This is a genomic window from Rothia sp. HMSC069D01, assembly GCF_001810135.1.
Taxonomy (GTDB): Bacteria; Actinomycetota; Actinomycetes; order Actinomycetales; family Micrococcaceae; genus Rothia.
In genome coordinates this window covers 1-18,820 of sequence record NZ_KV800082.1, presented here as the reverse complement: position 1 = coordinate 18,820, position 18,820 = coordinate 1, and the positions used below count along the sequence as shown (strand labels likewise).

Annotated in this window: 14 protein-coding genes and 1 other RNA gene; 2 read left to right on the top strand and 13 right to left on the bottom strand. The window is 59.8% G+C overall.

Annotation, left to right across the window (positions count from 1 at the left end; genetic code table 11):
* Positions 1-148: 148 nt before the first annotated feature.
* From HMPREF2710_RS01540 to HMPREF2710_RS01525, 4 genes are all read right to left on the bottom strand, one after another.
* Entirely contained in the window at positions 149-919 is a 771-nt protein-coding gene (locus tag HMPREF2710_RS01540) for a heme ABC transporter ATP-binding protein (protein ID WP_070599151.1), read from the bottom strand.
* Entirely contained in the window at positions 916-1,995 is a 1,080-nt protein-coding gene (locus HMPREF2710_RS01535) for a FecCD family ABC transporter permease (RefSeq protein ID WP_049340275.1), read from the bottom strand. The genes HMPREF2710_RS01540 and HMPREF2710_RS01535 overlap by 4 nt, the downstream gene beginning before the upstream one ends.
* A complete protein-coding gene (locus tag HMPREF2710_RS01530) occupies positions 1,995-3,158 on the bottom strand; it encodes a heme/hemin ABC transporter substrate-binding protein (RefSeq protein ID WP_049361834.1) in 1,164 nt (387 codons plus the stop codon). Before HMPREF2710_RS01530 ends, HMPREF2710_RS01535 begins: the two co-directional genes overlap by 1 nt.
* 183 nt (positions 3,159-3,341) lie before the next feature.
* Complete coding sequence (locus tag HMPREF2710_RS01525; protein ID WP_070599147.1) at positions 3,342-5,702, bottom strand: HtaA domain-containing protein; 2,361 nt, start codon at positions 5,700-5,702, stop codon at positions 3,342-3,344.
* 238 nt (positions 5,703-5,940) lie between these two features.
* On the opposite strand from HMPREF2710_RS01525, the gene HMPREF2710_RS01520 reads away from it, so the two are divergent.
* Positions 5,941-6,603 (top strand): biliverdin-producing heme oxygenase, encoded by a 663-nt coding sequence (locus HMPREF2710_RS01520; RefSeq protein ID WP_070599145.1) that lies wholly within the window; start codon positions 5,941-5,943, stop codon positions 6,601-6,603.
* A gap of 140 nt (positions 6,604-6,743) precedes the next feature.
* On the opposite strand, the gene purL is transcribed toward HMPREF2710_RS01520, so the two are convergent.
* The 9 genes from purL to HMPREF2710_RS01475 all read right to left on the bottom strand — a co-directional run bounded on the left by purL (position 6,744) and on the right by HMPREF2710_RS01475 (position 18,302).
* Positions 6,744-9,062, bottom strand: coding sequence for a phosphoribosylformylglycinamidine synthase subunit PurL (gene purL / locus HMPREF2710_RS01515; protein ID WP_012904198.1), 2,319 nt, complete (start codon positions 9,060-9,062; stop codon positions 6,744-6,746).
* 25 nt (positions 9,063-9,087) lie between these two features.
* Positions 9,088-9,900, bottom strand: coding sequence for a phosphoribosylformylglycinamidine synthase subunit PurQ (purQ, locus tag HMPREF2710_RS01510; RefSeq protein WP_012904196.1), 813 nt, complete (start codon positions 9,898-9,900; stop codon positions 9,088-9,090).
* Between the two features lie 5 nt (positions 9,901-9,905).
* On the bottom strand, positions 9,906-10,157 hold the full coding sequence (gene purS / locus HMPREF2710_RS01505) for a phosphoribosylformylglycinamidine synthase subunit PurS (RefSeq protein ID WP_005507194.1): 252 nt from the start codon (positions 10,155-10,157) through the stop codon (positions 9,906-9,908).
* 122 nt (positions 10,158-10,279) lie between these two features.
* Positions 10,280-11,230: a 3-methyladenine DNA glycosylase gene (locus HMPREF2710_RS01500; protein ID WP_070599144.1), complete on the bottom strand. Its 951-nt coding sequence runs from the start codon at positions 11,228-11,230 to the stop codon at positions 10,280-10,282.
* A 268-nt stretch (positions 11,231-11,498) separates the two neighbouring features.
* Positions 11,499-11,942, bottom strand: a complete 444-nt coding sequence (locus HMPREF2710_RS09525) for a PIN domain-containing protein (protein ID WP_256387945.1) — start codon at positions 11,940-11,942, stop codon at positions 11,499-11,501.
* The gene (locus tag HMPREF2710_RS01490; RefSeq protein WP_070505880.1) at positions 11,936-12,406 is read right to left on the bottom strand and encodes a helix-turn-helix domain-containing protein; all 471 of its coding nucleotides are present in this window, start codon (positions 12,404-12,406) and stop codon (positions 11,936-11,938) included. The genes HMPREF2710_RS09525 and HMPREF2710_RS01490 overlap by 7 nt, the downstream gene beginning before the upstream one ends.
* 227 nt (positions 12,407-12,633) lie before the next feature.
* Positions 12,634-13,929: an aspartate kinase gene (locus HMPREF2710_RS01485; RefSeq protein WP_070505882.1), complete on the bottom strand. Its 1,296-nt coding sequence runs from the start codon at positions 13,927-13,929 to the stop codon at positions 12,634-12,636.
* Between the two features lie 187 nt (positions 13,930-14,116).
* Complete coding sequence (gene recR, locus HMPREF2710_RS01480; protein WP_070599142.1) at positions 14,117-15,283, bottom strand: recombination mediator RecR; 1,167 nt, start codon at positions 15,281-15,283, stop codon at positions 14,117-14,119.
* 178 nt (positions 15,284-15,461) lie between these two features.
* A complete protein-coding gene (locus HMPREF2710_RS01475; RefSeq protein WP_070599140.1) occupies positions 15,462-18,302 on the bottom strand; it encodes a DNA polymerase III subunit gamma and tau in 2,841 nt (946 codons plus the stop codon).
* Between the two features lie 217 nt (positions 18,303-18,519).
* Here HMPREF2710_RS01475 and ffs point away from each other — a divergent pair.
* An RNA gene (ffs, locus tag HMPREF2710_RS01470) (signal recognition particle sRNA small type) lies at positions 18,520-18,616 on the top strand.
* Positions 18,617-18,820: the final 204 nt, after the last annotated feature.

Below are 18,820 nucleotides of genomic sequence, written 5' to 3'. Positions count from 1 at the left end.
TAAAGATAATCTCCGCCCTGTAATGAACTGATATTTACAGTCATTCCAGAACGGAGATTTAATATATGCGAATACTGGCATATTTTGATGTGGAAAGTGTTTGCGGGATGGTTCGCTAACGCCCCGTAAAATCAGCGCGCCAGCAGACTCAGCGTTCTGGCAGAATCAACAAACGATTCGTCACCGGATGCCTCAACACCTCAATCGGATGCTGATACACCTCAGACAACAACTCCGCCGAACACACCTGCTCAGGGGCGCCCGAAGCAACCACCTCGCCACCACGCAACAACACCATACGGTCAGAATACGCAGCCGCAACATCCAAGTCATGAAGCACCGTCAACACCGCAGCACCCTCAGCAGCCAACTCACGGCTCACCCGCAACGTCTGCTCCTGATGCGTAATATCCAACGCCGCAGTCGGCTCATCCAAAAGAATCAGCGGAGTCTGCTGAGCAAACACACGCGCCAAATGCGCACGACCGCTCTCACCACCGGACAGAGTCGTAATATCGCGATCTGACAAATGAGTCACCGACGTACGCTCCATCATCGAAGCAACCACGGCGTCATCCTCTTCAGCGCGCTCCGTGCCCTTCCACGGGGTACGGCCCATCTGAACCACCTCATACACCGTGTACGAAAACGCCACATTCAACTTCTGCAGCAGCATCGCACGCTGACGCGCCATCTGACGGGCAGGAATCGAACCCAGAGGGGCGCCATCCAACAGAATCTCACCGCCACTGGGCGCAATATCACCAGCAATCACACCCAACAGAGTCGACTTACCGGCACCATTAGGACCAATCAGCGACACAACCTCGCCCGCAGCAACCGACAGAGACACGTCATTCAAAATCTGACGCCCACCAGCGTTAAAACACACACCGGACAGGCTCAACAACTCACTCACGAAGCACCTCCGCCCTGACCCAGGGAACGACGCAACAACACGAAGAACGTCGGGCCGCCCACCAAAGCCGTAAAAATACCAATCGGCAAATCAGCAAAAGGCACCAGCGTACGCGCACCCAAATCAGACAGCGCAATCAACAGCGCGCCACCCAATGCCGAAGCCGGCAACAACACACGATTCGACGGACCCAAAATCATGCGCAACAGGTGAGGAATAATCAGGCCAATAAACGCAATAATGCCCGCATACGCCACCGCAGCACCCGTCAACAAAGCCGTCGCCGCAATAGACACCGCACGCAGACGCTCCACGTTCACGCCCGAATGCTGCGCCGCACGCTCACCCAACGCCAGAACATCCAGCGAAGAAGCCATCACAAAACACGCCACCAAGCCAATCAGAATAACCGGCCACACGCTCGCAACAGCCTTCCACGTGGCGCCGTTCAGCGAACCCATCTGCCAGAACACAATCTGATCGCGGCTCGTCGTATCAGCAATGAACATGAGGAACGCAATAATCGCATTCGCCACCGCGGTCACCGCAATACCCGTCAAAATCATCGACAGGACCTTCGCACGACCCGAAGAACGCGACAGGAAATACACCAGCGCAGTAGCCGCCAACGCACCCACAAACGCGAATGCAGGAGTCGTGAAAATACCGAAGAACTGCAGGTTCAACACAATCGACAAACACGCGCCAACCGCCGCACCCGAGGAAACACCAATCACGCCCGGCTCAGCCAACGGGTTACCAAACACCGACTGCATCACCGCACCGGAAGTACCCAAAGCGGCACCCACCAGCACGCCCAACAGCACACGCGGGAAACGGATATTCCACAGAGTGCTATCCGCCAGCTGCATCGCCGGGTTCTCCGGCGCAAGACCCAGGCGGCGGCCCACAGAAGCAACCACCTGATCAGTCGGGATATTGTACTGACCCAAACCCGCAGACAGCACCATCACAACGCACAGTGCCACCGCCAAAAACGTAAACGTCAGACCGGCACGACGCCGACGCGAAGCACGATAATCCCGCGCACCCGCCGCACTCTTCACGGCAGCCACTACTGGCCCCCCGCAGGAGTGGAGTACGCAGCCTTAGCGAGCGAGAGCAACACTGCCGGAGTATTCGGGCCATAGGACAGAATCTGGCCGTCACCCATATCGATAATGCGCTTATTCTTACCGGCATTCGTCTCACCCACACCCGGGCGAGCCAAGAAACCATCCAAACCGCCGGTGGATTTAATGCCGCCGCTCATGGTCAGAATGACGTCCGGGTTCAGCTTCACCAGCGCTTCACTGGTCGCCGGAATAATATTCGTCGCGTTCTGCTCAGACGCCACATCTTTGCCGCCAATAGCCTGAATCAAATCGTCAGCGCCCGAACCCTTGCCGAGCACGAAGAACACGCCAGCGGTACCGCGCACGTACAGGAACGCGAACGACACCTGCTGTGCACCCTTCGGGGCGACGTCCTTGAGTACCTGCAGGGCATAATCCAGGTCCTTCTGCACGCGGGCAGCAACCTGCTCGCCCGCCTCCGGAACACCCAGCGCCTGCGCAACAGCCTTGAGCTGCGGAATGATCTTATCCATACGACGCTCATGATCGAAGACCACCACGGTCACGCCCGCTGCGCGTAGCTGATCCACAATCTCAATCGGGCCGTTGCTCTTATCCCACAGCACCAGGTCCGGGGAGGTCGCCAGAATCGCCTCAGCGTTCAGGTCGTGACCGTTCTGGGTCACCAGCGGCAGGTGAGCCAGCGACTGCTCCGTCGAGGAGGTGACACGACCGACCAGACGACCGCCCAGACCCAGCGCAATCATCTGCTGAGCCAGAGTGCCGTACAGGTCCAGTGCCAGCACGCGGTCAGCAGACTTAACGGTCACCTCGGTGCCGTTGAAGTCCTTGAACGTCACGGGGAAAGCCGGAGTGGGGGTATCGACCATCGGCTGAATTTCGGGGGTATCTGCGGCGCTATTGGGGCCGCGCAGAGCCTTCTGATCAGGGGCAATAGAAGAACGCAGCTGATCGGCAAGGTTCTCCAAAACGGTGCGGGTGCTCTGCTCATCCACCACAGCCTGCGAAGTGCTTGAAGAAGCGGCCGGGTTCTGAGTACCCACACCGCAAGAGCTCAGCAGAAAAGCGGAAGTGATGGAGAACGCTGCATACTTCATTGCATCGCGGCGGTTCAGGGCAGAAGAAGAAAGGGAAGAAAACATCGTCGTCTCACAGAAAAAAGGGAGTTAGAAAAACTGGGGTAGGCGCCGGGGTAAAACCTGGCACCTGAAGCGGGGGTGCAGTGAAAATCTGCACCCCCGCACGGGCCGTGTCGGCTTACCGGTGAACCTCATGGTTGAGTCTCACGGGCGAGCCGACAGTGTGGGCATCCTCGTGAGGTACCGTTATGCCTTCTTGCGGCGGCGAGTGTACACGACGGTACCCGCGCCGGCTGCAACAGCGATGAAGCCTGCAACTAGGGTGCCCTCAACACCGGAGGCGCCGGTGGAAGCCAGAGGCTTGCCGGTGACCGGGTCGCAACCCTCACCCTCGTAGACGGTCTCGGACACGGTCTTGGTGGTGGTCTTCGCGCCGTTAATCGCCGCGGAGAAACTCAGCGGAGCCATGTCCTTACCGGCATCGTAGAAGCCAGCGAACGCCTTCGCGCCCTCAGCGGTCAGGGTGGTTGCCGCACCGTTGACGCTCACAGCGTCAGAGGAGCTCTGCAGACCCGAAAGATCCACCTTCAGCAGTGCCACCTCACCGTAGTTAGTTGCCTTGCCGGAGGGGTCATTGCTGTTCATGGTTGCGTAGAGAGTGCCGGAATTGCCGTTAATCTCAAGGCGCGGGTTCGCAATGGTGGTGTCCAGAATGCCGTGGTGACCGGTGAAACGAACCGAACCGCTGAAGGAGATGGAACCCTTACCGCCCTTGAAAGTGCCGGTACCGTTAGACCAGTTGAACGCATCCGAAGAGTAGGAGGTGCCGTTCAGCTCCCAGCTACCGTTCGCGATGCCGCCGCGCACGTAGTTGCGGAAGGAATCACGCACGCCCCAGCCAAGGTTTGCGCTCTTAATGGTGCCGTCGGACGCGCCCTGCTCCTGCACCTCGCGGGTGCGGGTGACGGGTACGCAGACCGGCTGTGCCGGGTTGTTGCTGACAGAGCCGTTCGAGGAAGAACCGCCGTTAGAGACGCTGCCGGAGGTGCCTGCCGAACCGTTAGAACCGGAGCCGTTAGCGCCGGAGTTACCGGAGGAGTTCGAGGAGCTGTTATCGGAAGAGCCGTTCTCAGAACCCTTGTTATCGGAGGACTTGCTCTCAGAGACGCGGGGAACCTCAACGGTGTTCTCCGCGGTCTGCTCGCTGAGCTTTACGGAGAAGCTCAGCGGTGCCATAGCGTTGTCGGCACCGCGGTACTGGCCCGCGAAGAGCACCTCGGAACCTTCAGCGGTGAGCGCGACTGCTGCGTTCTGTGCGGAGAAAACGCCGTCCTTCACGCTCGCGCCGGAGAGGTCCACCTCGGCGATAGCCAGGCCGGTCTTAGAAACGGACTTGCCGTCGCGGGTCAGTGCGTCAACATCAGCGACCAGGGTGCCCTTGCCGTTGACGACGACCAGGCGCATGTTCTTGATGGTGCTCTTGAGCTGACCGTTGTGGCCGGTGAACTCTGCGGTGCCCGCGAAGTTGATCTGACCGGTCTTGGTCTCGGGGTTGTACACGCCGGATGCCTGAGTGTACTTGAAGCCGCCAGCTGCGGTCTTCTCCATGCCCTCAACGTTCACGGAGCCGTGCGCGAAGCCGGTCAGGTACTTCAGGAAGGACTCGCGGATATCCCAGCTGAGAGTGCCGGACTCGACGACGTTGCCGGTGACCTTTTCTTCACGCTTGGGCTCGGTGGTTGCGGCGGGGGAGGAGGGGGCCGCGGAGGTGGGAGCTGCGCTCGGTGCTGCAGAAGTGGGCTCGGCGGGCTTGGGTGCCTCGCTGGTCGGTGCGGAGGAGGGCTCGCTACTGGGCTCTGCGGTCGGCGCAGCACTCGGCTCGGCGCTGGGTTCAGTGCTGGGCTCAGGGCTCGGCGCGGGTGCTTCCTTGGTCACGATGGTTGCGGAGAAGCCGAGCGCATCCAGCTCCTGACCTGCCTTGTAGAAGCCCGCGAAGGCGCCGGTTGCCTCTTCGGAAAGCTTGACGCGGGTGCCGTTTTCCTCGTCAACGCTGGGCAGGGTGATGGTGTTACCCTCAACCTTCAGACCGGAGGCATTGAAAGTGCCGAGGGTCATGTTCTTGGTTTCGACCAGGTCGTTCGGGGTGGTGTTGCCGTTGTAGGGGCGCGACTGAACGTTGGCGCGCACGGTGCCCACGCCGTCCTTAATGGTGACGGAGAGGTCGGAGATGATGACTTCCAGCAGACCGTGGTGAGCGGTGTAGTGAATCGAGGAGCCGGTGAAGGTGACCGAGTATTCGCCGTTGGCTACGGTGCCTTTGGCGGAGGTGAAGTGGTAGGAGCCGTCTTCGTTGGTGGTGACGCCGGTCAGTTCCTGGGAGCCCTGGGAGAAGGGACCGTTGATGTAGGAACGGAAGGACTTCTTCAGGCCCCAGTTGACGGTGACGTCCTGCAGGCTCTGCTCTGAGGCTGCGGCTACCTCACCGGCGCTGACGTGGGAGTTGGTTTCAGCTGCGAAGGCCGCGGGTACGCCAGCGACGCCGCTGAGGCCGATGGTTGCTGAAGCCAAGAACGCCCAAGTGCGCTTGGTGAGAGAGGGGGTAGACATTTCGGTGTCTCCTTGAATTTTGTGATTGTGGTGTTCGTATCAAGTCTAGCCCTATTAGCCTATGTTTGTGTAACTTAATGCCTGGGGTGACTTGTGTATGAGGTTTACCTTAGCAAATTTTTTGCGAGAGCTATTGCCAAAACCGGTTTTTGGTGACAATATGTCATTAACAGGTTTTGGTGACATGGTGTCACTAAAACATTTATTGTTCACCCACAAGCCACTTTAGGAACTCACAATGACTATTACCGCCCCCGAAACCACCCAGGAACGCTTCTCCGCACGCCTGAAGGAAAGCACCAAGCACGTCCACGACAACGCCGAACACTCCACCTTCATGGAAGATCTCATGGGCGGCTCCCTCAACACCGAGGCATACCTGCGCCTCATCAACCAGTACGTGCACATCTACGAAGCACTCGAAGCAGTCTCCGAACACTACCGCGCAGAACCCAGCCCCATCACCGAACCCTTCACCCACCCCGGCCTCGACCGCGCAGAATACATCCGTGCAGACATCCGCGCACTCGGCCAGGAAGGCGACATCGACGCGCCCCTGCCCGCAACCGCAGAATACGTAGAGCGTATCCGCGCCACCATCAACTCCCCCGAACGCTACCTCGCACACCACTACCTGCGCTACCTCGGTGACCTCTCCGGCGGCCAGGCAGTCGCAGCGCTCGTCAACCGCCACTACGGCATCCCCGCCGAAGCGCTGAGCATGTACCGCTTCACCGAACTGCCCAAGCCCAAGGTCTTTAAGGACGGCTACCGCGAACTGCTCGACAACGCACCCCTGACCGACGAACAGCGCGAAGCCCTCATCGAAGAATGCATCGAAGGCTTCCGCATTAACGCCTCCCTGTTCGCGCAGCTGGGCCGCAAGGTCGCCGAGGCATAAACCCAGAACGCGCATAAACAGGAACGCCTCAACGCACAACCTCTCACCGCTCAACGCACAAGCCAGCGGGCATAACAAAAGGGGCGGATGCTTTCACAAGCATCCGCCCCTTTCGGCGTTAGTCTCAAACGAGTCGAAAACTAGCCCTTCGCAACCTCACCGAAGTGAGCTGCAAGAGTGCCCTCGTGAGCTGCACGCAACTCATCCAGGTCAATGGAAACCTCATCCTGGAAGTCCAGAGCGTTCGACTCAGCATCCACCACACCAATACGTGCGAAGGGGAACTGGCGAGCGGTGCACATATCCTTGAAGCGCACCTCCTCAGAACGCGGAACCGAAACCACAACGCGGCCCAGGGACTCCGAGAACAGCAGAGTGAACAGGTCCAGACCGTCACGCTCAGCAACCTCACCCAGACCAATGCGGGCACCGGTGTTGAAACGCAGGCAAGCCTCAACCAGAGTTGCAGCCAGACCGCCGGCAGCCACGTCGTGTGCAGCATCAATCATGCCGTCACGAGACATGTTCACCAGCATGTCACCCAGCTGACGCTCCAGAGCCAGATCAACCTTCGGCGGCTGACCGCCCAGGTGACCCTTGAAGCGAGCCCACTCGGAGCCGTCCAGCTCATCGCGAGTGGTACCCAGCAGGTAGATAGCCTGACCGTCATGCTCAGGAGCCCAACCCGACGGGGTGCGGCGGGTGACGTCATCCATCACGCCCATCATCGCGACCACGGGGGTCGGGTTAATAGCCTTGCCACCGGTCTGGTTGTACAGGGACACGTTACCGCCGGTCACCGGAACACCCAGCTCCATGCAGCCATCAGCCAGGCCGCGAACAGCCTCAGCGAACTGCCACATGACATCCGGATCCTCGGGAGAACCGAAGTTCAGGCAGTCAGACACAGCCACGGGGCGTGCACCAACGGTCGCAACGTTACGGTACGCCTCAGCCAAGGACGCGCGAGCACCCTCGTACGGATCCAGGTAGGTGAAACGAGGGGAGGCGTCGGTCGCCAGAGCAACACCGAGGTTGGTGTTCTCGTCCACGCGCACCACACCGCCGTCGTCCGGCATGGACAGGGCGGTGTTGCCCTGAACGTAGCGGTCGTACTGGTTAGTGATCCAGGACTTGGAGCACATGTTCGGGGACGCCATGAACGCCTTGATTGCCTCGCCCAGCTCCTTACCGCGCGGGCGGGAATCGTCAGCAGCCGAACCGGTGAAGTGGTTAGCCTGAACGTCATCCTGCCACTCCGGGCGTGCGTAAGGACGCTCGTAAGTCGGGCCGTCGTGTGCAACAGTGCGGGGGTCAACATCCACGATGACCTCGCCGTCCCACTCGATGACCAGGCGGCCAGAGTTGGTGACCTCACCGAGGAAGGAGTACTCCACGCCCCACTTGTTCATGATCGCTTCGAAGCGCTCCACGTTCTCGGGGGAGACCACAGCCATCATGCGTTCCTGAGACTCAGACATCAGAATCTCGCCCGGGGTCAGGGTGGGGTCACGCAGCAGAACCTTGGTCAGGTCCACGTGCATGCCGCCCTCACCGTTAGAAGCCAGCTCGCTGGTTGCGCAGGAAATACCCGCAGCACCCAGGTCCTGAATACCCTCCACCACGGAGCCCTTGAACAGCTCCAGGCAGCACTCAATCAGAACCTTCTCAGCGAAGGGGTCGCCCACCTGAACGGCAGGACGCTTCGAAGGCTTGGTGTCATCGAAAGACTCGGACGCCAGCACCGACGCACCGCCGATGCCGTCGCCACCGGTGCGCGCACCGAACAGAACAACCTTGTTGCCCACGCCCGATGCGTTCGCCAGGCGGATATCCTCGTGGCGCATAATGCCCACAGCCAGTGCGTTGACCAGCGGGTTTGCCTGGTAGCAGGAGTCGAACTCAACCTCGCCGCCGATGTTCGGCAGGCCCAGGGAGTTACCGTAACCACCAATACCGGCAACCACGCCGCCAATAACGCGGGCGGTGTCCGGGTGATCAATCGCGCCGAAACGCAGCGGATCCATCACAGCAATCGGGCGTGCACCCATGGAAATAATGTCACGCACAATACCGCCCACACCGGTCGCAGCACCCTGGTAGGGCTCCACGTACGAGGGGTGGTTGTGGGACTCAATCTTGAAGGTAACAGCCCAGCCGTCACCAATATCGGTCACACCGGCGTTCTCACCGATACCGACCATCAGGTCCTTCTTCATCTCATCGGTGACCTTCGCACCGAACTGCTTCAGATGAACCTTAGAAGACTTGTAGGAGCAGTGCTCGGACCACATGACCGAGTACATTGCCAGCTCAGCCGCGGTAGGACGGCGACCAAGAATCTCCTTAATATCCTCGAACTCGTTCTCCTTCAGGCCCAGCTCAGCCCAGGGGAGTTCGGTGTCCGGGGTTGCCGCCGCGTGCTCGACGGTGTCGAGGTTAAACTGCTTTTCGCTCATAACTTCTTAGAATCCTTGTCGTGCGTTAGCGGGCGTTAATCAGGTTGGCAAGAACGGAGGTGAACACGCCGAGACCATCGGCGCCACCGCGCAGAGAAACCTCACCAAAACCAGAAGAGGAAGGACCGAAGCCAGGCTCCACAGCGTGCTCCGGGTGCGGCATCAGACCGACCACGTTACCGCGCTCATTGCTGATACCAGCAATGTCGTTACGGGAACCGTTCGGGTTGAAACCAACGTAGCGGAACACCACGCGACCCTCAGCCTCCAGCGCCTCCAGAGTCTTCTGGTCAGCAACATACTGACCGTCCTGGTTCTTCAGAGGGACAACAATCTCCTGGCCAGCAGCATAGTTGCTCGTCCAGGAGGTGGAGTTATTCTCAATGCGCAGAATCTGGTCACGGCAAATGAACTTGCGGTGATCGTTCTTAATCATCGAACCGGGCAGCAGGTGAGACTCAGTCAGAATCTGGAAACCATTGCAAATACCCAGAACAGGCAGGGGAGCGGAACCGGAGGTACCAGCAGCGTTAGCGGCATCAATCACCGAACGCATCACAGGAGCCTTCGCAGCAATAGCGCCAGCACGCAGGTAGTCACCGTAGGAGAAACCGCCAGGAATAATGACGGCATCAACGTTCTTCAAATCAGCGTCGTCGTGCCACAGCTCAACGACGGTACCGCCAGCCAGACGGACAGCACGTGCAGCGTCACGGTCATCCAGGGTGCCGGGGAAAGTCACCACGCCAACGCGTGCATCAGCGAAAGCGGGGTTCGGAGAATAAGTAGAAAAGTCGCCAACCAGGGGGACTTCAGTAGGTGCGAGGGACTCAGCCATAAGTCTTAGTCCTCCAGAACCGAAACGTTCACAACGTCTTCGATGACAGGGTTCGACAGCAGCTCTTCAGCAGCCTTGCGGGCAGCTGCGAGGTGCTCCTCAGTAGCCTCACCCTCGACGGTCAGCTCGAAGCGCTTACCCTGGCGAACATCCACGAAGGAATCAACGCCGATACGGGGCAGCTCGTGAGAAATAGCCTTACCCTGCGGGTCAAGAATTTCGGGCTTGAGCATAACATCAACAACAATACGGGCCATGTGTGGGCACTCCTTGGGTGCGTGGGTTCTGTATGAGCCGTATCTCATCTTACCGTACTAACGACCGTAACGGGGGTATGTGTTCGGTTGGTGGATACCCTAAGAGGCTCGAATCACGTCTTTTACGCCTCGAGGGGTGGAAGATAGCGCTCGCACACCTGCAACAGGCGCTCACGCAGCTCAATCGAACGCTCCGACAGCTCACGCTGAATCCGCACGTATTCGGCCTTACCCTCGGTGGTCTCCACCGGAATCGGCTCGTACCCCCAGCTGCGAATATCGTAGGGGGCTGCGCGCATATCCAGTTCGCGCGCATCCCACGCCAGGTCGAAACAATCCATGACCAGGGTCGAATCAACCAGCGGTAGCAACTTATACGCCCACTTGTACACGTCCATATTCGCGTGCAGGCACGCGGGCTGCTCCAGGACGCGCTGCAACTCGCGGGTCGGCTGCAGTTCGTTCATCGGTGCCGCCTGCGGCATGAAGAAACGGAACGCATCAAAGTGCGAGCAGCGGATGCGGTGCTCCTCCACCACACGGTCCGTGCCCTCCGCACCCAGGCGCAGCTGTAGGTAGTCGTGGCGGATATTGTTCTCCACCGACTTGTACGCCATCGCCCACTCGTGCATGCCGAAGCAACCGAACTGGCCCTTCTTTGCGGCCGTGTTACGCAGGATCTCGTGGGTGAAGGCGAGGGCGGTGGCGCGGCGCTCCACGAAGTCGGTGACGTCCACGGTGACGGCGGAGGCGGCATCCGCCTGGGCGCGCGCAACCTGCAGGGTGCAGCCAGCGTCAAGGAGCTCCTGCTCGGTGGCGGGTCGGTAAAAACGCCAGGAGGCGCGCTCGGGCGCATCCAGCAGGATGATGCCGGCGCCGGGGTGCCAGCGCTTAAACTGGCCGGGCTTGAGCGTGTAGTAGGTGAAGAGGAAGTCCTCCACGGGGTGCACTTCGTGGCGGGCGCGACGCTGCGCAAACGGGTCGGCGTAGCGGCCGGCACGCGCCTCATGGGCGGCAGCGGCGGCACGCCATTCGCGGGCATCCATCACCTGGGAAAACACAACACTACTCATGCTTCTAGCCTAAACGATGCTGTGACAAGGTAGTGGACGTAGCAATGTCTATCTAGTTACTAGAAGACCGGGCTTTAAACTCACGTTCATAATCGTCAAACTGTGGGCTATTAATCACTGCAGTTCGAAGATAACGGGCAAATTGACCCGCTCCTGCTCGTTCAAGTGCGCGAGGAATATCAGTCTCCGTGAATCCCTTAGAGTGAGCATAAGATTCCTGGGAAAGATAGACCTCGGCAAATAAGGAGGGATGAGCGTATTCGGTGAATTACATCAGAAAATCATCCGCGCTGAGTGTCTCATAATTTTGAATATTCTGAGCTTCTTCCGTGGAAGCATAATCGAGCAGTTTGCGGTCATCGGTGACTAATGCGTGCATGCCGCCGTGTTGGGCGGCAGCATGCACATGAAGATCGTTTATATCGGGAAAGCCAGCAACTGGTTCAACAGGGGAACCTGCGATTAGGGACTTGCAGGATGTCAGGATTTGTTGTTTCCATTTCTCAATTTTTGCATCATGAATCATTGGGTCCTTTCGGCGTGTGTGGTATCCAAACTCATCCATGATTCGGGTGGATACGTATGGAGCGAAAAATCTGTAGTCACTCTCCTTTGTCAAAAGGAGAATCCAATCGCGAAGAGTCTTAGACATCAGAATGTTCGTATCCAGTAGGACAGATTCAGCATCTGATAATGTGCTCTCTTTTACCACGCAGGTCCTCCGATAATGTCGTTGAGATTGTTCTCTTCCTCAAATTTCCAAAGATCTTTGAGAGCTTGTTCCTTCTGCGCGATAGTCTTCTCCAAAAGGGTCTTGCGGAAAGCGTCAGCGTCCTCAGTACGGATACGGAAGTGGCTACCCACCTTATGCGCCGGAAGGTCACCAGAACGAATAGCCTTCATAAGCGTGGGGCGGGAAATACCGATACGCTGAGCCGCAACGGTCGTCGTCAAATCGTGAGGGACAACCTGAACGTCAATACTCTGACCCTGCGCTAGGGCATGGAGAACGTGCTGAATGACCTGGTTAAGGGCATCACCAAGTTGCTGGCTTTCTCGACCTGAAACAGTCAGCTCAATGGTGGTTTCTTCAGAGTTCTTGAGAATCTCCCGCGCCTCTGCGCGAGCCTGGTTGAGGGTATCTTCCTCCAGAGGGGTGGTTAGGGTGGTGGTCATCATCTTCTCCTTGGGGTTGGGTGAATAAGCGCCTGAAGACACCACGTCGATGGGGCGTATGTCATTCGGGGGAGGCTCATCCACGGTTGACACAACCTTACCCCTATCTGAAATAACTGTAAAGTGTTTCAGTTATTTCACCTATACATCGACAAAAGGGAGGGGCGGCGCCGGACCAAACCAGCACCGCCCCTCCCGAAGCGTACAGCTCACAAACGAGCTAAACTCTAGCGGCCAGTACCACCGTAAACAGTAGCCTCACCCTCAGCATCCAGACCGAACGCAGTGTGCACCGCGCGAACAGCCTCATCCAGCTTGCTCAGCTCAGTAATCACCGAAATACGGATCTCAGAGGTCGAAATCATGTCGATGTTTACGCCCGCCGAGGACAGAGCCTCGAAGAAGGTGAACGAAACGCCGGGGTTGGTCTTCATGCCCGCGCCAACCAGCGACAGCTTACCCACAGACTCGTTGTAAATAACCTCCTGGAAACCCAACTCAGCCTGCGCAGCCTTCAGCGCCTTCAGCGCAGCGTCGCCCTGAGCCTGATCCAGAGTGAAGGAAATGTCGGTCACGTTCGGGCGGTCGGTGGGAACGTTCTGAACAATCATGTCCAGGTTTACCTTCGCCTCGTTAATCAGGCCGAACACCTTAGCGGCCGAACCGGGAACGTCCGGAACGCCAACAACGGTAATCTTTGCGCGGGTGCGATCGTGCGCGACACCGGAAATCAGGGGCTGCTCCAAGGGAATCTCCTTCAGATGAATGGGGGTCAGTTCCGCGGACTCCTCCGGAACCACGATAGTGCCTTCAAGGTCCGAGAACGAAGAACGCACGTGAAGCTTCAAGTTAAAGCGACGAGCATACTCGACGCTACGCAGGTGCAGAATCTTTGCACCGTTCGCCGCCATCTCCAGCATCTCCTCGCTGGTGATGGTATCCAGCTTGTGCGCGGTCGGCACGATGCGCGGGTCGGCGGTGAACACGCCGTCCACGTCCGAGTAAATCTCGCACACATCGGCGTTCAGCGCGGCGGCCAGCGCAACGGCGGTCGTATCGGAGCCGCCGCGGCCCAGGGTCGTAATGTCGCCGCTCTGACGGTTCATGCCCTGGAAACCGGCCACAATCGCGATATTTCCGGCCTCGACGGACTCACGGATGCGATCGGGGCGAACCTCCACGAGGCGCGCCGAACCGTGCACGCCGTCGGTAATCATGCCAGCCTGCGAACCGGTGAAGGACTGCGCCTTAGCGCCCAGGTCGTTAATGGCCATCGACAGGACGGCGGTCGAAATGCGTTCACCGGCGGTCAGCAGCATGTCCAGCTCACGCGAGGGAACGACATTGCTGGTGACCTCTGCGGCAAGGTCGAGCAACTCATCGGTGGTGTCACCCATAGCGGACACCACGACGACCACATCGTTACCTGCCTTCTGAGTGTCCACGACGCGGCGGGCAACGCGCTTTACACCCTCCGCATCAGCTACGGAGGAACCGCCGAACTTTTGGACGATCAGGCTCATTGATATCTCCAGGTCAGTTACTTGTGTGCTACCGGCAGGCGCCGGCTCCTCATTTATAGTAAACGGCGTTCAGCGCAAGCGGCGAACTGTGCACCCGTATGTATTGCCCCGTGAAATATTACGTAGTATTACGCGGTGGTGACGCGGGATGCGGAGGCGGGTACAGCACGCCCGCGGAGGCGAGTTTTTAGGTCCACGGGTTCACATAAGTGACACCCGGCAGCGGCGGAACATCCGGCTTCGGGGTGCGCAACGGGGCGTTCTGAATAGTGCGGATCTTCTCCTCATAGTCGGGGGTGCGGAACACCTCCGGCGCATCTTCCGCCTGCTCGGTTGCGGGTGCCTCAGTGGGTTCGGAGGCGGCGCTCGCCGGAGCCTCCTCGCCGGAGTTTTCGCCCAAGTCAGGGGTTGCTTCTGCTTCTGCCAATTCAGGTGTAGAGCCCGCACCAGAATCGGTGGGGGAGCCCTCACGGCGGGATTCTTCCGCGCCGGATTCCTTGTCGCTGGATTCCTCAGCCTCCTGCAGGACCCGCTCAATCAGCTGCTCATCCACCGTACCTTGCACGCCGGCGGGCGCCTCCGTGCGGGAACCTGCAGAATCCTCAGAATCCAGGTCATCAAACATGCTCGAATTCCAGCGGCGACGACTCTGCTTCGCCTCCTGAGCCTGAACCTGAGCCGCCTGCTCACGCTCCTGCTCCTCCTCACGGTTCACGCGCTCAAAATCCTCGGCGGCAGTATGAGCCACCGCCGTGCCCTCGCTAATGACGCGGCGGCCCTCCAGCGCGCGGCCCAGGGTAATCTCGTCCGCGTACTCCAGGTCGCCACCGACCGGTAGACCCGACGCGAGACGCGACAGACGCACACCCAGTGGCACGAGCATGCGCGAGAGGTAGGTTGCGGTCGCCTCACCCTCAAGATTCGGGTCCATCGCCAGAATAATCTCTTGGATACGCTCATCCGCCAGGCGGGACACTAGCTCACGAATACGCAGCTGCTCCGGGCCCACACCCGCCAGCGGGTTAATAGCGCCGCCGAGCACATGGTAGCGGCCGGTAAAGGAACGGGTGCGCTCAATCGCCACCACGTCCTTCGATTCTTCGACCACACACAGCACGGACGGGTCGCGGCGCTCATCACGACAGATTGTGCACAGCTTCGTCTCGGAGACGTTACCGCACTCCTCACAGAAGCTGACGCTGGTCTTCACCGTGGAAATGGCGTTGGCTAGGCGCGCCATATCGGCAGCATCCGCATTCAGAATGTGAAAAGCGATGCGCTGAGCCGACTTGGGGCCCACGCCCGGCAGGCGGCCGAGCTCATCAATGAGGTTTTGAACTGCTCCCTCGTACATGGCTTCTCCTTCAGGTGCGGTGTGTTGTGCTGGTGCGTTGGTGCGCTGTTCTTGGGCGACGTTATGAGTATGCACCCAAACCCTGACAGTTTAGGGGCGTTTCGCGTAGCGAGTATGCGGCTGGAATGAGTGCGCCCGCCATCGGTGCGATGGCGGGCGCGGCACCTACAACCCTGGATTAGGGCTGGTGCAGGGGGCGTTCGTCGATGACGGTGCCACCAATAATTTTTTCGATAGCGCGCAGACCGATGAAGGTGCTGTTTTCGACCTTCTCGTCATCCTCAGAGACGTAGTCCTCATCGGACGCGGCGCGTGCCGGGTGAGCCGGTGCCGCCGGTGCGCTGGGAGTCGGCGCATTAGGAGTCGGTGTGGCAGGTGCGTTAGAAGCCTGTGCTGCGGGCTTCTCATCGCTTGCCGGAGCAGTATCAGCCGGTGCCGCCTGCGGTGCCTCTGCCAACGGACCAGCAGGCTCAACCGGAGTAGCGAGCGGACCAGCAGGCTCAACCGGAGTAGCAAGTGGGCCTGCCGGTGCTACAGGCTGAGCAGGCATTGCGGGCGCGGTGGGTGCCTCAACCGGTTCAGCGTAGGCAGGCTCATCCTCAAAAGGGGGCTCCTCCTCATACGGAGGTTCCTCCATGTGAGGGGGCTCCTGCGAGAACGGGGGCTCTTGTACATGCTGGGGTTCAGTAGCGCTCTCCTGCTGCGGAACTCCACTACCGGAGGCCGCAAAGGAATCACGCTCACCAAAACCGCCCGCCGGAGCAACCGGAACCTGCTGGGCTGCCGGAACTTGTTGACCAGCCGGAACCTGCTGGGCTGCCGGGGGCTCAGGCGCAAGCGGACCAGCCGGTGCCTGCGGCGTAGCCGGTACAGCCGGGGCAGCCTGCTGAGGTGCTTCCTCGGGGGCGCTCTGCGGAATCGGGGCAACCTCCCACGCACCCAGGGGCGCATCCACGCTCGTAGACTCGGGGGTGTTTGCGCCGGTCAGCGGCTGACCGTGGCGACGCCACGCATCCTCACCGCCGCGCGGACCATCAGCCAGCGGGGCCGGCTGAGCGGGCTGCGGGGGAGTCTGCTGAACGGGTTGCTGAGGCGCCTGCGGGGCAACAGCCGCCGGAACTGCAGGCTGAGCTGCGGGAGCACTGGGCGCAGCAGGCTGAGCTACGGGTTTGACCTGTTCGCCGGGCTTCGCCACCTGAGCGTGAATGGTCACCTGGCGGCGCAGGAACTCACTCACGCGGGCGGTCAGCTCGGGCACAAAGCCCTTGACCGCGCGCAAAGTCGCAATGTCGGCGCTCACGTACAGGGTCGCGCCGTCCATGCAGGCGGGGCGAACCTTCATCAGCTGCTCCGCCGCACCGGGAACGCTCATTCGGTTAAGAATGGCACGCCAATTACCCTGAACCGCCGCCAGCGGATCGTTCGGGTCAAGCTTCAGAGGCGCGGAGGGGGTATCCGCCGCAGCTACTGCAGAAGCCGGGGCATGAGGCGCCTCCGGAGCATGAGGTGCCGCCGGGGCGTTACCCGCCAGGGGAGCACCGGCCGGAGCTACAGGTGCCTGAGTTGCAGGAGCCTGCGCGGTCTGTGCCAAGGGGGCGGCGCTAAGGGGCGCGCCAGCCAGCGGGGGAGCACCTGCGCTGGCATGCTGAGAACTGCCCTGCTGAGAGCCGCTCTGCTGAGGGGCTACCTGCTGCGCGGGCTGAGCCGCCTCCTGAACCGGGGCGCTAGAAGCCTGGGTCTTAGGCGTCAGACCAGCCGCCGCCATACCCGCCGCACGAGCCGCAGACATGCCGCCCTGCGCCGGGGCAGAACCAGCGGAACCCGAGGAACCAGCAGTACCAGAAGCCACGCGGCGCTCCAAAACCTGCAGGCGAGAAGCCAACGCCGCAACCTCAGCGCCACCGGCAGAACCCTCCGCCGCAGGCAGAAGCAGACGAGCACACAGCAACTCCAGCTGAAGCTGCGGATTCGCCGCACCCGTCATACCATTCAGAGTCTCATTGACCGTACCCGCAGCAACCGTCAGCTCACGCTCACCCAGAGCCTGAGCCTGCTGGCCCAGGCGCTCCAACTGATCCTGCGGAACACCCTGCAAAATCTGGCCGGCAGCCTGCGGAACAGCCTTCACCACAATCAAATCACGCAGACGCTCCAGCAGATCCTCCACAAAACGGCGAGGATCCTGACCGGTCGCCACCACACGCGACACCGCGCCAAAGAGAGTCGGCGCATCCTTCGCACCCAACGCCTCAATGACCTCATCCAGAAGCTGCGCGTGGGTATAACCCAGCAGCGCCACCGCACGGTCATACTCAATACCGCTCTGCGAAGACGCACCAGCCATCAGCTGATCAAGAATCGACAGCGAATCACGCACCGAACCGCCGCCAGCACGAATCACCAGCTGCAGCACACCCGGCTCCACAGCCACCTGCTCCTGATCGCACAGGCCCTGCAGGAACGGCAGAAGAACCTCCGGCGGAACCAGACGGAACGGGTAATGGTGAGTGCGCGAACGAATCGTACCCAGCACCTTATTCGGCTCAGTCGTCGCGAAGATAAACTTCACGTGCTCCGGCGGCTCCTCCACAATCTTCAGCAGCGCATTGAAACCCTCACGGGTCACCATATGCGCCTCATCAATAATGAAGATTTTGTAACGGTCACGCACCGGCGCCAAAGTAGCGCGCTCACGCAGGTCACGGGCATGATCCACGCCGCCGTGGCTCGCCGCATCCATCTCAATCACGTCAAGAGAACCGCCACCATCACGCGAGAGCTCACGGCACGAATCGCATACACCACACGGAGTAGGAGTCGGACCCTGCGCACAGTTCAAACAACGCGCCAAAATACGCGCCGACGTGGTCTTACCGCAACCACGCGGACCCGAAAACAGGTACGCGTGATTCACACGGTTCTTCTCCAAAGCGACCATAAGAGGTTCGGTCACGTGCTCCTGCCCGATAACCTCAGCAAAGGTCTCGGGGCGATAACGACGATAAAGGGCAGTGCTCACGGCAACCTCTTCAACTCGGGGGTGCGGATAGGACAATCCCTACCATTTTAGACGCTTTACCCCTCAGCCCGAGTGGCCGACAGTCACCGGCGAACACGTCACCGCACCACCGCCACCGTGACACCTACTATGGACGCTTACCCGGGTAGCAAGTACGCTCACAGAAATACCGCGGACGCACCGAATTCCCAAGAACCCAAAAATCCGGTACACTGGTTCTTGCCTCTTACGTGGCGTTATCTTGGAAAACTCCCCCAGGACCGGAAGGTAGCAAGGGTATTCGAGCTATGACGGGTGCGTAGGAGGTCTTTTTTTACCCAAAAACGGGTACCTGGGTAGCTCGCACCCGTCATATGCACTACGTGCCCGCTCCGCCTGCGCCTCGTCCAAAAGCGAGGACACAAGCAACCACAAATGTGCTTTCTGTTACTTTTCCCATCCAGGGCTTGCACGTTTCGCAAAAGCGTAGTAAAGTTTTATTCGTTGCCTACGCAATGCGTAGAAAACATAGCTGGAGG

Excerpts from the sequence above, each read along its gene's own strand:
- HMPREF2710_RS01485 (WP_070505882.1), bottom strand. The coding sequence starts at position 13,929 with ATGAGCCTGATCGTCCAAAAGTTCGGCGGTTCCTCCGTAGCTGATGCG.
- HMPREF2710_RS01520 (WP_070599145.1), top strand. The coding sequence starts at position 5,941 with ATGACTATTACCGCCCCCGAAACCACCCAGGAACGCTTCTCCGCACGC.
- HMPREF2710_RS01525 (WP_070599147.1), bottom strand. The coding sequence starts at position 5,702 with ATGTCTACCCCCTCTCTCACCAAGCGCACTTGGGCGTTCTTGGCTTCA.
- purS (WP_005507194.1), bottom strand. The coding sequence starts at position 10,157 with ATGGCCCGTATTGTTGTTGATGTTATGCTCAAGCCCGAAATTCTTGAC.
- recR (WP_070599142.1), bottom strand. The coding sequence starts at position 15,283 with ATGTACGAGGGAGCAGTTCAAAACCTCATTGATGAGCTCGGCCGCCTG.
- purL (WP_012904198.1), bottom strand. The coding sequence starts at position 9,062 with ATGAGCGAAAAGCAGTTTAACCTCGACACCGTCGAGCACGCGGCGGCA.
- HMPREF2710_RS01490 (WP_070505880.1), bottom strand. The coding sequence starts at position 12,406 with ATGACCACCACCCTAACCACCCCTCTGGAGGAAGATACCCTCAACCAG.
- HMPREF2710_RS01530 (WP_049361834.1), bottom strand. The coding sequence starts at position 3,158 with ATGTTTTCTTCCCTTTCTTCTTCTGCCCTGAACCGCCGCGATGCAATG.
- purQ (WP_012904196.1), bottom strand. The coding sequence starts at position 9,900 with ATGGCTGAGTCCCTCGCACCTACTGAAGTCCCCCTGGTTGGCGACTTT.
- HMPREF2710_RS01500 (WP_070599144.1), bottom strand. The coding sequence starts at position 11,230 with ATGAGTAGTGTTGTGTTTTCCCAGGTGATGGATGCCCGCGAATGGCGT.